The sequence below is a fragment of the Herbaspirillum sp. GW822-FHT03A08 genome (genome assembly GCF_058801885.1).
In genome coordinates this window covers 20,275-33,974 of record NZ_JBXANR010000009.1, presented here as the reverse complement: position 1 = coordinate 33,974, position 13,700 = coordinate 20,275, and the positions used below count along the sequence as shown (strand labels likewise).

Genomic DNA, 13,700 nt, shown 5'->3' with positions numbered 1-13,700 from the left:
CTCAGGAGAGCATGATGCCGACAATGCTTCGTATTGTTGTAGCTTAAGCCAGTTGCAGCGATGGCGAAGGTTCGGACGCGCCCTCATCTTCGTCGTCATCCTTGGCTTGCTGCCGCGCCCACATCTGCGCATACGCGCCGCCCGATGCCAGCAATTGCGTGTGCGTGCCGCGCTCGATAATGTGGCCGTGTTCCAGCACCAGAATCTGATGCGCATCGACGATGGTCGACAGGCGATGCGCGATGACCAGCGTGGTGCGGTTCTGAGCGATCTCGCTCAGTTGCTCCTGAATTGCCTGTTCCGATTTGGAATCGAGTGCAGAAGTCGCCTCATCGAAAATCAGCACCGCAGGATTCTTCAGCAAAGTACGCGCAATCGCCACACGCTGCTTTTCGCCGCCCGACAATTTCAGGCCGCGCTCGCCCACGGTTGTCGCATAGCCATCCGGCAGCGATTCGATGAAATCGTGCACGTAAGCAGCCTTGGCGGCAGCGATGATCTCTTCCTTGCTGCTGCCGGGCTTGCCGTAGGCGATGTTGTATTCGATGGTGTCGTTGAACAGCACCGTATCCTGCGGCACGATGCCGATCGCCTGGCGCAGCGATCCTTGCGTGACCTTGCGCAGATCCTGGCCATCGATCGTGATGCTGCCGGCATCGACATCGTAAAAACGATACAGCAAGCGAGAGAGAGTCGACTTGCCTGAACCGCTGTGACCGACCACCGCCGTCGTGGTGCCCGCGACGATTTCAAAATCGACGCCGAACAAGATCTGGCGCTTGCTTTCGTAGCTGAAATCTATGTTTGAGAAACGCACTGCCGCACCGTCGGTGACGAGCGGTTTGGAATCCGGCGTATCGGCGATTTCCTTGTTCTGCTCCAGCAGTGAAAAAAGGCGCTCCATATCGGCCAGACTCTGCTTGATTTCACGATAGATCACACCAAGGAAATTCAGCGGAATGTACAACTGAATCATGAAGGCATTCACCAGCACCAGATCACCCAGACTCATGGTGCCGTTGATCACCCCCTGCGTTGCGCGCCACAAAATCAGCGTCACGGCGATCGCGATGATCGCCGATTGTCCCGAGTTCAGCAGCGACAGCGAGGACTGCGATTTGATCGCGGCCGTTTCGTAACGCTGCAGTCCTTCGTCGTAACGGCGTGCTTCGAAATCTTCATTGCTGAAATACTTCACCGTCTCGTAGTTAAGCAGTGAATCGATCGCCTTGGAATTGGCGCGCGAATCGAGATCGTTCATCGTGCGGCGGAAGTGCGTGCGCCATTCGGTCACAGTGATGGTGAAGATGATATACAGCACCAGCGCGCCACCCGTAATGACGGTGAACCAGATCTCGTAATGCAGCACCAGATAGACCATCACCAGCGCGATTTCGATCAGCGTCGGCAAGATGCTGAACAAGGCATACGACACCAGTGTCGACACGCCCCGTGTACCGCGCTCAATGTCGCGCGTCATGCCGCCGGTCTGGCGATTCAGATGGAAGCGCAGCGACAGCGAATGCAGATGGCGGAATACTTGCAAGGCAATCGTGCGAACCGCGCGCTGCGTCACTTTCGCGAATACGAACTCGCGCAGTTCGGTAAAGACCGTGGTCGCCAGACGCAACGCGCCGTAAGCTACCAGCAGCGACAGCGGCAACACCAGCAAGGCCTGAGGATTGTTCGGCCCGATCGTCATGCGATCGACCAGTTGTTTGAGCAACAACGGCACGCCGATATTGGTCAGTTTGGCCCCGACCAGAAAACCCAGCGCCAGCAGCACGCGCCATTTGTAGGTCCAGAGATAAGGCAACAGCGTGCCCAGCGTTTGCCAGTCGCTGTGCGCAGGAACAGAAGTACCGCGCTCAGCTTGCGGCGCGGAAGATGGCGGATATCGACGCATGAAAGAATTGACCGAAAAAATTTGTGCTTTTGTTTGGTGGCGGGGGCGACGCAGGACGCGGTAGTCCTATAAACTAGACCTTTCGCCACATGCACGCTTCTTCCACATTATAAGAGTCCGCAGGACTTCACGCTTTGAAAAGGGAACGCAATGACAAGCCAGCATAACACCTCGCTGCCGGTAGGAAAGATGCCGCAACTGCGCGTCATGCCGATGCCGGCCGACGCCAACGTCTACGGCGACGTCTTCGGCGGATGGATCATGGCGCAGGTCGACATCGCCGGTTCCCTGCCCGCCACCAAGCGCGCCAACGGCCGTGTCGCCACCATTGCTGTCAACTCGTTCTTATTCAAACAACCTGTCTTCGTCGGCGATTTGCTGTCGTTTTACGCCGATATCGTCAAAGTCGGCAATACCTCGATTACCGTCAACGTCGAAGTCTATGCCGAACGCAATCGCCTCCAGACCGAGATCGTCAAGGTGACCGAAGCGACCCTGACCTATGTCGCCACCGACGAACATCGCCAGCCCCGCGCCTTGCCTCCGCTGGCGCCGGGCGACAGCGTTCCGATCACCAGCGGCCTGCAGGATCTGGGCGGCGGCTGGTCCGCAGCCTGATGCTGCAATGATGATTTTCTGATTTTTCCGGGACAGGCCCGCCTGCTGCGACCTGTCTTTTTATCCACTGCCAAGACATTTCCATGACCTCCACTTCCGCACGTCCCGATGTTCTCATCGCCGCCAGCCTTCCTCCACACCTGAGCCAACGCCTGCATGAGCATTTCAATTGCCATGACATCAACACCCTGAGCGAAGCCGAACTGGCCGCCATTGCACCGTCCATCCGCGCCATTTCTTCCAAGGGCGAAACCAAAGTCACGCGCGACTTCATCGCCCGCTTTCCCGCACTGGAAGTCATCTCAGTGTTCGGCGTCGGCTATGACGGCGTCGATGCCGTCGCCGCACGCGAACGCGGCATCGAAGTCACCAACACGCCCGACGTGCTGACGGACGACGTCGCCGACTTCGCCATGACATTATTGCTGTCGACTGCACGCCAGGTCGTACACGCCGATCGCTTCGCCCGCAGCGGCGAATGGAAAAAAGGTCCGCACGCGCTGACCACCAAGGTCACCGGCTCGCGTCTGGGCATCGTCGGCCTGGGCCGCATCGGCAAAGCCATCGCCAAGCGCGCCGAAGCCTTCGACATGAGCATTGCCTATCACAACCGCTCGCCGCAAAGCGACGTCAGCTACCGCTATGTCGCCGATCTGAAGACACTGGCCTCCGAAGTCGACTTCTTGGTGCTGTCCATGCCGGGCGGCGCCGGCACGCGTGCACTGATCAACGCAGAGATCCTCGAAGCGCTCGGCCCCAAAGGTTTCCTGATCAACGTCGCACGCGGCTCGGTGGTCGATGAGACGGCGCTGATCAAGGCCCTGCAGGATGGCAAAATCGCCGGCGCCGGTCTCGACGTGTTCGAGAACGAACCGAATGTGCCGGAAGCGCTGGCCAAGCTCGACAATGTCACGCTGACGCCGCACATGGCCAGCGGCACCGTGATCACACGCACCGCAATGGCAGATCTGGCGTTCGACAATCTGCAGGCGCACTTCAGCGGCAAGCCCTTGCTGACGCCGGTGCCGCGTTAAGAAGAAAGCGACAGCATGAGCACAACCCGACTGATCGCGCTCGACTGGGGCACAACATCATTGCGCGCCTATCGCCTTGGCGACAACGGCGTGGTCCTCGACAAGCGCAGTCTGCCGTGGGGCGTCATGAACCTGCCCGTGGCCGACGCTGCCGACGTCGCCGATGGCAACGGCAGCCGCCATGCCGGTTTCGTCAAGGCGTTCGACGAAGCCTGCGGCGACTGGCTGCGCAACGCGCCCGGCGCACCCGTCATCGCCGCCGGCATGGTCGGCAGCGCTCAGGGCTGGCGCGAAGCGGCCTATGTCGACATGCCGCTGGCGGTCGCCGACGTCGGCAAGCAACTGACGCGCGTCGATGTCGGCGGCGGACTGGTGCTGCACATTGTGCCGGGCTTGCTGCAACGCGCCGGCTTGCCCAACGTCATCCGCGGCGAAGAAACACAAGTAGTCGGGATTCTGGAATCGCTGCAAGGCAATGCCGAAGTTCTGATCGGCCTGCCGGGTACGCATTCAAAATGGGTACGCGTGCAGGAGCGGCGCATGACGCATTTCGACACCTTCATGACCGGCGAGGTGTATGCCGTCCTCAGCCAGCACACCATCCTCGGCCGCACCATGGAACGCGGAGCTGATCCCGACCACGCAGCTTTCGAGCGCGGCTTGCGCGTGGCGCAAAGCGAAGAAGGAAGCGCCGGCGTGCTGTCGACCATCTTCAGCAGCCGCACGCTGGGCCTGGTCGGCGAACTCGGACCGCGCAGCCAGCCGGATTATCTGTCCGGCCTGCTGATCGGCCATGAGATCGCCGCCCTGAAATCGACCCGCGAGGCCGCCGGATGCGCACCTTCGCCGCACATCATCCTGATCGGCGACGACAAGCTCTGCGCCCGCTATCAGACCGCCCTGAATCTGTACGGCTTGCACCATATCGACATCGCAGCACAAGCCACCGAAAACGGCTTGTGGAAAATCGCCCTGCAAGCCGGCCTGCTGAGTTAAAGCCCGGCATCACTGGAGACGCATCATGTTAAAAGAAGCACTCAAACAATGCGGACTGATCGCGATCCTGCGCGGCATCCGTCCCGACGAAGTCGAAAGCATCGGCAAGGTGTTGTATGACGCGGGATTCCGCATCATCGAAGTACCGCTTAATTCTCCCGAGCCGTTCGAAAGTATCCGCGTGCTGCGCAATATCCTGCCCGCCAATTGCATGGTCGGCGCCGGTACCGTGCTATCGCCTGCGCAGGTCCTGCAGGTCAAAGATGCGGAAGGACAGCTGATCGTCATGCCGCACAGCGATCCTGAAGTGATTCGCGCCGCGACTGCCGCCGGCCTCGCCAGCGCACCGGGCGTGGCGACGGTGACCGAGGCATTTGCCGCACTGGCCGCCGGCGCCGACATCCTCAAGATGTTCCCGGCCGAACAGCTTGGCCCTGCGATCGTCAAAGCCTGGCGCGCGGTGATTCCGGCCAGCGTGATGCTGGCGCCGGTCGGCGGCATCACGCCTGCCAGCCTCAGGGAATTCGTTGCGGCCGGCGCATCGGCATTCGGTCTTGGCTCCGCGCTGTACAAACCCGGCATGAGCGCAGAGCAAGTGAAGCAAAATGCCGAAGCCTTCGTCAGCGCATGGAAGCAAACGCAGGCCTGATTCAATTGAATCTGACCGGCGTCACTTCACAGCCATAAAAAACGCGACCGGCAAGGTCGCGTTTTTTGTTTTTGCTGCTCAAAATCCTCAACCTTAAAATCAGGCTGCCTTCTTTTCTTCTTTTTTCTCATCACGCAATTCACGGCGCAAAATCTTGCCGACGTTGGTCTTCGGCAGTTCATCGCGGAACTCGATGTACTTCGGTTTCTTGTAGCCGGTGAACTGCTCCTTGCAGTAAGCCATCAGTTGCTCGGCCGTCAGCGACTTGTCCTTGCGCACCACGAACAGTTTGACCGCTTCGCCGGTATGTTCATCCGGCACACCGACGCAGGCGCATTCGAGCACGCCGGGATGGGCCGCCACCACGCCTTCGATTTCATTCGGATAGACGTTGAAGCCGGACACCAGAATCATGTCCTTCTTGCGGTCGACGATGCGGGTATAACCGCGCTCGTCCATGATGCCGATGTCGCCAGATTTGAAGAAGCCGTCCGGCGTCATGACCTTCTCGGTTTCGTCGGGACGATTCCAGTAACCGGCCATCACTTGCGGTCCGCGGATGGCAATTTCACCAGGCTGGCCCAGCGCCACCGGCTTGCCGTCGTCATCCAGGATTGCCATGTCGGTTGACGGCAGCGGCAGCCCGATGGTGCCGGTGTATTCCTCGATGGTGCAAGGATTTGCACTGGCGATTGGAGAGGTCTCCGACAAACCGTAACCTTCGATGATCGGACAGCCGGTGATCTTCTTCCATTTGTCCGCCACCGACTTCTGCACCGCCATGCCGCCGCCGACGCAGCAGCGATAGCCGGAGAAATCCAGCTTGGCGAAGTCGGGATGGTTCAGCAGCGCGTTGTACAGCGTGTTGACCGCCGGGAAGGTGTTGACCTTGTACTTGCCCAGTTCCTTGATGAAGCCGGGAATATCGCGCGGATTCGGGATCAGCACGTTGAGCGCACCTTCACGCGTGCCCAGCATGTTGCAGACCGTCAGCGCGAAGATGTGATACAGCGGCAGCGCGCAGATGAAGACCAGTTGATCCAGCTTGGCGCCTTGCTTGAGCGCCGGCATCAGCCACTCTTCAGCTTGTAGCACGTTGGCAACCAGATTGCGATGCGTCAGCACCGCGCCCTTGGCGACGCCGGTGGTGCCTCCGGTGTATTGCAGGAAGGCGATGTCGTCATGGCCGATCTCGACCGGCGATGGCTTCTTGCCTTCGCCCAGCGCCAGCGCCTTCTTGAAAGTGATCGATTGCGGCAGCGAGAACGGCGGCACCAGCTTTTTGACATGGCGCACCACCAGATTGACGATCGCGCCTTTGAGGCCGCCCAACAGCTCGCCCATGCTGGCGACGACAACGTGTTTGACGTCGGTATTGGCGATCACCTTGGCCAGCGTGCAGGCGAAATTTTCCAGCACGAAGATGGCTTCGGCGCCGGAGTCCTTCAACTGATGCTCAAGCTCGCGCGGGGTGTACAGCGGATTGACGTTGACCACCGTATAGCCGGCACGCAGGATGGCGGCGATGGCGATCGGATATTGCAGCACGTTCGGCATCATGATCGCCACGCGTGCGCCCTTTTTCAGGCCGGTGCTTTGCAGCCACGCCGTCAGGGTCGTGGACAGCTTGTCCAGTTCGCCATAGGTGAGGTATTTACCCATGCAGGCATAGGCATTGCGGTCTGCGTATTTGCCAAAAGCTTCGTCAATCAGCTGAACCAGCGAGCGGTAGCGGCTTGGGTCGATGTCGGCTGGGACGCCTGCGGGGTACGATGCAAGCCAGAATTTATCCATATTGTTCCTTTTGTCTCCGATTCAGAGCGCAGCCTGGCTGTATTCTCAGGACTTGGATGCACTCCGCAAAAAAAAGCACGGTTGTGTTTTTATTTATTGCAGATGCTATCCACCAATCTCATTAAGGGCAAGTATTTTGAGAAAATTTAAGAAAATTTTCTTGTTTTGCCGCCAGCCGGACCTGTCGGCTGATACCTTGCGCCATCTTTTTCAAACTGGCAACTTTTTCTGGCGATACGCAGCTATTTTCACAAATAGTCAATCCGGTAACAACATTTCCACGTAAACACATCTCGCCACTGTAGCACTGACGACTGCTTATTTTGCCGCCGTCGCCGATGCGCCCTGCAAACGATCCAGTTGTTCGTCGCGCTGCGGCTTGTCCAGTTTTGCCAGCGCTTTCACACGCTCGAAGAAGTCAGCGAAATCGCGGCTCTGACGAAACAAGGCGCGAAATGCAGGTACGCGGTCATGATAGGTGCCGACCAGCGCGAGGTGCGCATTCGACAGCGGCATGGCGAACCAGCGGTCATAGCCGCTGAATCCACCCCAGCGTACTTTGAGCTGCTGGTAGTCGGCGCGCAAGGCGTCGAAGATCGCTGCCTTGCGCTGCAGCTTGCCGGCGTCGCCTGTATCACTCTGATAATTGGCCTCCAGTTGAGACCGGTATTTCAGCAGGAGTTCCAGAAAATCTTCCTTGCGCGCGGCAAAAACGCGATAGGCCTGCGCCAGTTTGTCGTCGTGCCGCGCTTGCAGCCAGCGGTCCAGACCCAGCTCTTCCACCGTGGTGGCATAGGATTCGTTGAATTGCGAGTCGCCTTTGACGTAGACCACCTGATGGCCCAGCTCGTGGAAAATCAGCCGCGCCAGTTCGCCATCGGGATAGTTGACGAAGGTCGACATCACCGGATCATTGAACCAGCCCAGCGTCGAATACGCGGGCACGCCCAGCACCTGCACGTCATAGCCTTGCTTCACCAGACCGTCGGCATAATCCTGAGCGTCCTGCTGGCTGTAGTAGCCGCGATAGTCGACACACCCGGCAATCGGGAAGCACCACTGCTTCGCCTGCAAGGACAAGGCCGGCGCCGCCACCACATTCCAGACGACATAAGGACGATGCAGCTGCGCGTAGTTCTTGTAGCTGCCATTGTCAGGCAAGGACAGTTGCTCCACCGCGAAGCGGCGGATCTCGCGCACGGTCTGCAGCTTCGCGCGCAAGCGTTCGGAGGTCGCCGGATCGGCCAGCCAGTCGTCGATAGGCTTGGCCTGCGCCAGCAATGAGAACTGTCCGTGTGCTGCCTGTGCGTAATAACCCAGCGAAGAACAGCCGGCCACCAGCAGACAGGCTGCAGCGACGCCGGCCATCAGAGTAATTTTTGCTATGCGCTTCCTGCGCATGCTTCCACCTGCACCAGCACGTCATAGAACGTCGGCGCATTGCCCATATCGGTCAGACGCTGGCTGGTCACTTCATTGGCATTCTTGCCGTCGGCGGAAAATTTCTTCCACCAGATCGACAATCCCACCACCAGGCCGGGACGCGCCTTCGGCGTCACGCGCACCTTGGCCAGCATGCTGCCGCGGTCGTTGAAAATACGCACCGCGCCGCCATTGGAGATGCCGCGTGCAGCAGCGTCATCGGGATGCATGTCCAGATGCGGCTCGCCTTCGGTATCGCGCAGACTCTGCACGTTGACGAACGACGAATTGAGAAAGTTACGGGCCGGCGGCGAAATCATCGCCAGCGGATATTTTTCGGCCAGCGCCGCATTGCTGGCGACCGATTCGTGCGGTGCGATGTAGGCCGGCAACGGATCAAAACCATCGGCCAGCATGCGTGCAGAATAAAATTCGCACTTGCCCGACGGCGTGCCGAAGCCACCGTTGGCGAACGGCGCCACGGGCATGTTCAGACGCTGCCAGCCCTTTTCCTTGAGACGCGTCCAATCGTAATCGACGGCACGCTCGTTGCGGCGATCGAACGCCTGCGCCGCGATCGCGTCGTCGCTATCCTTGAAGCAGTCGTCATCAAAACCCATGCGCGCTGCCAGCAGGCGGAAGATTTCCGTATTCGACTTCGACTCGCCCAAAGGGGCGATAGCGGCGTTGTTCGCCATCATGTAGACATGGCCGTAAGTGGCGTGGACGTCGACGTGCTCCAGCTGCGTTGTCGCAGGCAAGAGGATATCGGCGTAGTCCGCGGTATCGGTCTGAAAATGCTCCAGCACCACCGTGAACAAATCCTCGCGCGCAAACCCTTGCACCACTTTTCCCGACTCGGGAGCGACTGCAACCGGATTAGAGTTGTAGACAATCATGGCTTCCACGCGCGGGCCAAATTCTTCGGAAGCATCGCGCAGCAGATCGTCGCCGATGGTGCTCATGTTAATCGTCCGGATAGCCACATCATGCTCCCGCAAAAAATCAGGACGCTGCAAGAAAGCGCTGTTCTTCGGGAAAGAATCCGACGTCGACAATTGCAAACCGCCGCCTGCGTGCCGCCAGGCACCCACCAACGCCGGCAGGCAAGCCACATTGCGCACGGCCATGCCGCCGCCGTGCACGCGCTGCAAGCCGTAGTTGGCGCGGATCATGGTGATCTCGCCACGCTGCGCAGCGCCGCCGTATTCGCGCGCGAGCTGGATCACTTCTTCGGCGCTGATGCCGCACACTTCCGCTACGCGTTGCGGCGGCCACTCCTGCGCACGCTGCTTCAACTGATCGAAGCCCAGCGTATATTGCGCGATGTAATCGGTGTCGAGCAGGTTTTCGTTGATCAGTACATGCATCATGCCCAGCGCCAGCGCAGCATCGGTGCCGGGCAACAGTGCAATGTGCTGATGGCATTTGTCGGCACTCAGCGAGCGATAGGGATCGATGGCGATCAGCTTGGCGCCGCGCCGTTTTGCTTCCTGCACGCGTGTCCAGAAATGCAGGTTGGAAGCAATCGGATTGCCGCCCCAGATGATGATCAGTTTGGCGTCTTGCACGTGCTCGGTGTCGGCGCCGATGCGCGTGCCGATGGTGTATTTGTAGCCCACGCCGCCGGCCGATGCGCAAATCGTGCGATCGAGCAGCGAAGCGCCAATCTTGTTGAAGAACCGCATCGACATCGATTCGCCCTGCACCAGGCCCATGGTGCCGGCATAGCTGTACGGCAGGATGGCTTGCGGGTTGCGCGCGGCGACGTCTTTCAGGCGCGCAGCGATGGTGTCCAATGCCTCGTCCCAGCTGATGCGCTCGAACCTCCCTTCGCCCTTCTTGCCGGCACGCTTCATCGGATGCAGCAGACGCTCCTTGTGATAGGTGCGTTCGGTATAGCGCGAGACCTTGGTGCACAGCACACCCGCCGTCGTCGGATGATCCGGATCGCCGCGCACTTCGGTGGCGACGCCATCTTTGACGGTGACCAGCAAGGCGCAGGTATCGGGACAATCGTGCGGGCAGGCGCCACGGACGATGACGGGACCGGCGCTGGAAGCAACGGGATTCGAAGCAGAGTTCGGTACGGAATTCATGACAATTAGGAAACTGAGAAGAAACTGAAGGCGGATTAGGCTGCAAGATGCTTACTTTATCTTAAAATGCAGCATCCCTTTCAGAAGCTTTCATCATGCAGGCTCAAGACTCCCTGGTTCCGGATAGCGCTCCCGCAGTCGAGTTCTGGCGCGATCCGGCATTGCCTTTCTTCGAAGGCCGGTGCGCCGTCGGCAGCGTCAGCTGCTATACGCCGCACACGCATCCGACGTTTTCCATCGGCATCGTCGATGCCGGGACGAGCACATTCTCGCTGCCGGGCCGCGAAACGTCCATCCATCCTGGCGACGTGGTGTTGATTGCCGCCAGCGAAGTGCACTCCTGCAATCCGGCGCAATGGGAGAGCTGGAGCTACCGCATGTTTCACATCGATCAGGAGTGGCTGTGCGCGTTGCTCGGCGAAGCGGGCCTGCAGCCGCGGACGGCACTGGTCTCGCAGGTGCTGCGTTCACCGCGCGCCCGCGCCCTGATGGACGGCATCAGCGACGCCATGCGCAACGGCGAAGACGCCTTGCAAAAAGAGACCGTGCTGGTCGATGCATTGTGCGAATTATTTGCTTCGTTTTGCACGTCGTCATCGGATGAAATGAGCGGCGCCCATACCGATGCAGCGATGGAAGATTCCGACCTGCGACCTGCGCACGACTATCTGCTGCACTATTGCTGCGACAAGGTTGCACTGGACACGCTGGCGCAACTGGCCGGCACCGGCCGTTATCAGCTGATCCGGCAGTTTCGCCGCCGCTACGGCATGACGCCGCATGCGCTGCAGCTCGACATGCGCATCAACCTGGCGCGCGATTTCCTGCGACGCGGCGCATCACTGGCAGATGTCGCTTACCGCACCGGCTTTGCCGACCAAAGCCATTTCCATCGCGCCTTCAAGGCACGCGTCGCCGCAACGCCGGCGCAATACCAGCTCGGTGGCTAAACGAAGAGCGTCACGGCCACGATACCCAGTGCAGCGACCAGCAATACCACGCCCGCCAGCCATTCCGCACGCGAGAAATAGCGCGCAATGCGCGCGGCGATGCGCTCGTTGGACACCGCCAGCACCAGCGCCGCATCCCAGGCAAAGACCGCCGCAAACATCCACGCGCCGTACAGCATCTTGATTTCCATGCCGGTTGTGGCGCCCACCATCAGCGTGAACAGACCCAGATAGAACAAACCGTTCTTCGGATTCAGGCCGCCGGACAGAAAGCCGGCAGCGAAGCCCGTGAAGAAGCCGTGATGTTCTCCCGTTTCGCGACCGGCATGCTGCCATGCCAACGGCTGCAGACTGCGGCTGGCTCGGATGAAGGCCCAGCCGATATAAGCCAGATAGCCGCCGGCCAGCAATTTCATCGCCAGCAGCAAGGCAGGACTGCGTTGCAGCACGCTAAAACCGGCCAGCGCCATCACGATGTATACGCCGTTGGCGCAGGCAATGCCAAGACTGGTGCCGATGCCGTTGCGTCGGCCATGACGCAAAGCGTTGCGCAACAGCAGAAGAAAGTCAGGGCCGGGACTGACCAGCGCCAGCCAGTGCGCCGTCGCCAACAGGAGAAATTCGTGCAAGACCATGGTTCGCTATCCGGATGTGTCGATTGAAATGGCGATGCTAGGCGCGCGCGTGCCGGCCGTATTGAACAAAATTGCGCAGCAGCCCCTGTACGTGCGAAGCCTTGTTGCGTTACTCTACGTTTCCCCACCGCAACACATTCTTATAACGAAGGAGACACTTCCCATGACATTCCGCCTTCCTCCCTTGCGCCATATCGCCTGCGCGGCAGCGCTCGCAACCTGCGGCAGCGTCTTTGCCCAGACGCAAACCCTGACGCCGGAACAGCAGCGCTTCCACGCGATTTACAAAGAGCTGGTTGAAATCAACACCACTCATTCGGTCGGCAGCACCACACAAGCAGCACAGGCCATGCAAGCCGTGTTGCTGAAAGCCGGTTTCAGCAAGGAAGAGATGCAGATCATCGAACCCTTCCCGCGCAAGGGAAATCTGGTGTTGCGCTGGAAAGGCACAGGCGCGAAACAGCCGATGCTGCTGATGGCGCATATCGACGTAGTCGAAGCCAAACGCGAAGACTGGAAGACCGATCCCTTCAAGTTGCAGGAAAGCGACGGCTATTTCACCGCGCGCGGATCGATCGACGACAAGGCGATGGCGTCCTCCTTCGTCTCCGTGCTGGCGCAATTGAAACAGGAAGGCTTCAGGCCCACGCGCGACATCATCATGGCGCTGACCGCCGATGAAGAACGCGGCGACGTCGAAAGCAACGGCGCCATGTGGCTGCTGAAGAACAAGCCCGAGTTGCTGAAAGCGGAATTCGGCATCAACGAAGGCGGCGGCGGTGAGCTGCGCAACGGCAAGCCCAATCTGCATCGCGTGCAGATCGCCGAGAAGCTGTACACCACTTACGAATTCGAATTGCGCGACGTCGGCGGCCACAGTTCGCTGCCGACCGCCACCAATCCGATCTACGGCATGTCGGAGGCGCTGGCGCGTCTTGGCGCTTACCGCTTCCCGGTGATGCTGGCCGACGTCACCAAGACCTACTTCAGCCGCACCGCGCCGTTGATGTCGGGCCAACTGGCGGACGACATGCGCGCAGTCGGCAATGGCAGCACCGATACTGCCGTCATCGATCGCCTGTCGAAGACGCCGCTGTATAACGCGCAGCTGCGCACCACCTGTACCGCCACCATGGTCAACGCCGGCCACGCCGAGAACGCCTTGCCGCAATCGGCCAAGGCCGTGGTCAATTGCCGCATGCTGCCGTTCGACGATCCGGATAATGTCGAGAAGCAGTTGAAGCAAATCATGACCAACAACGGCGCCAACGACAAGATCACCATGCGCCAGTTCGCCAAGCCGACCCGCAGCCCGGTGTCGCCGTTGCAGGGCGAGATGTTTTCGACCATCGAAACACTGACCAGGGAAATGTGGCCTGGCGTGCCGGTAATTCCTTTCATGAGCACGGGCGCCACCGACAGCCGCTTTGCGCGCAATGCCGGGATTCCGATGTATGGCGTCTCAGGTTTGTTCTTCGATCCGGCCGACCTGCGCACGCACGGGCTGGATGAGCGTGTGGAAATTCCACGCCTGTACGACAGCCGTGAATTCATTTTGAAGCTGGTGAAGAAGCTGGCCTCGTAGTGCGCAGATGTT

11 protein-coding genes are annotated in these 13,700 nt (G+C 59.8%); 6 read left to right on the top strand and 5 right to left on the bottom strand.

The window, feature by feature from the left end; translation table 11 throughout:
* Positions 1-43: 43 nt before the first annotated feature.
* Positions 44-1,906: an ABCB family ABC transporter ATP-binding protein/permease gene (locus AC1RN6_RS23400; RefSeq protein ID WP_493007871.1), complete on the bottom strand. Its 1,863-nt coding sequence runs from the start codon at positions 1,904-1,906 to the stop codon at positions 44-46.
* Between the two features lie 150 nt (positions 1,907-2,056).
* Here AC1RN6_RS23400 and AC1RN6_RS23395 point away from each other — a divergent pair, with 150 nt between their 5' ends.
* The 4 genes from AC1RN6_RS23395 to AC1RN6_RS23380 all read left to right on the top strand — a co-directional run bounded on the left by AC1RN6_RS23395 (position 2,057) and on the right by AC1RN6_RS23380 (position 5,203).
* Positions 2,057-2,524 (top strand): acyl-CoA thioesterase, encoded by a 468-nt coding sequence (locus AC1RN6_RS23395; protein ID WP_493007870.1) that lies wholly within the window; start codon positions 2,057-2,059, stop codon positions 2,522-2,524.
* An 83-nt stretch (positions 2,525-2,607) separates the two neighbouring features.
* Positions 2,608-3,558 carry a 2-hydroxyacid dehydrogenase gene (locus AC1RN6_RS23390; RefSeq protein ID WP_493007869.1) on the top strand — a complete coding sequence of 317 codons (951 nt, stop codon included), beginning with the start codon at positions 2,608-2,610 and terminating at the stop codon, positions 3,556-3,558.
* 15 nt (positions 3,559-3,573) lie between these two features.
* On the top strand, positions 3,574-4,554 hold the full coding sequence (locus AC1RN6_RS23385; protein WP_493007868.1) for a 2-dehydro-3-deoxygalactonokinase: 981 nt from the start codon (positions 3,574-3,576) through the stop codon (positions 4,552-4,554).
* Between the two features lie 25 nt (positions 4,555-4,579).
* On the top strand, positions 4,580-5,203 hold the full coding sequence (locus AC1RN6_RS23380; RefSeq protein ID WP_493007867.1) for a 2-dehydro-3-deoxy-6-phosphogalactonate aldolase: 624 nt from the start codon (positions 4,580-4,582) through the stop codon (positions 5,201-5,203).
* Positions 5,204-5,302: 99 nt separating this feature from the next.
* Here the strand turns inward: AC1RN6_RS23380 and AC1RN6_RS23375 are convergent, their stop codons facing one another.
* The 3 genes from AC1RN6_RS23375 to AC1RN6_RS23365 all read right to left on the bottom strand — a co-directional run bounded on the left by AC1RN6_RS23375 (position 5,303) and on the right by AC1RN6_RS23365 (position 10,518).
* Positions 5,303-6,997 carry a long-chain fatty acid--CoA ligase gene (locus AC1RN6_RS23375; RefSeq protein WP_493007866.1) on the bottom strand — a complete coding sequence of 565 codons (1,695 nt, stop codon included), beginning with the start codon at positions 6,995-6,997 and terminating at the stop codon, positions 5,303-5,305.
* Between the two features lie 318 nt (positions 6,998-7,315).
* Entirely contained in the window at positions 7,316-8,398 is a 1,083-nt protein-coding gene (locus AC1RN6_RS23370; protein WP_493007865.1) for an aminopeptidase, read from the bottom strand.
* On the bottom strand, positions 8,380-10,518 hold the full coding sequence (locus AC1RN6_RS23365; RefSeq protein ID WP_493007864.1) for a molybdopterin-containing oxidoreductase family protein: 2,139 nt from the start codon (positions 10,516-10,518) through the stop codon (positions 8,380-8,382). Before AC1RN6_RS23365 ends, AC1RN6_RS23370 begins: the two co-directional genes overlap by 19 nt.
* A gap of 95 nt (positions 10,519-10,613) precedes the next feature.
* Between AC1RN6_RS23365 and AC1RN6_RS23360 the strand changes: the two genes are divergently transcribed.
* Positions 10,614-11,468 (top strand): AraC family transcriptional regulator, encoded by an 855-nt coding sequence (locus AC1RN6_RS23360; protein ID WP_493007862.1) that lies wholly within the window; start codon positions 10,614-10,616, stop codon positions 11,466-11,468.
* Here AC1RN6_RS23360 and AC1RN6_RS23355 read toward each other — a convergent pair.
* A complete protein-coding gene (locus tag AC1RN6_RS23355) occupies positions 11,465-12,103 on the bottom strand; it encodes a LysE family translocator (protein ID WP_493007861.1) in 639 nt (212 codons plus the stop codon). The two genes, AC1RN6_RS23360 and AC1RN6_RS23355, sit on opposite strands and share 4 nt — an antisense overlap.
* A 163-nt stretch (positions 12,104-12,266) precedes the next feature.
* On the opposite strand from AC1RN6_RS23355, the gene AC1RN6_RS23350 reads away from it, so the two are divergent.
* A complete protein-coding gene (locus tag AC1RN6_RS23350) occupies positions 12,267-13,688 on the top strand; it encodes a M20/M25/M40 family metallo-hydrolase (RefSeq protein ID WP_493007860.1) in 1,422 nt (473 codons plus the stop codon).
* Positions 13,689-13,700: the final 12 nt, after the last annotated feature.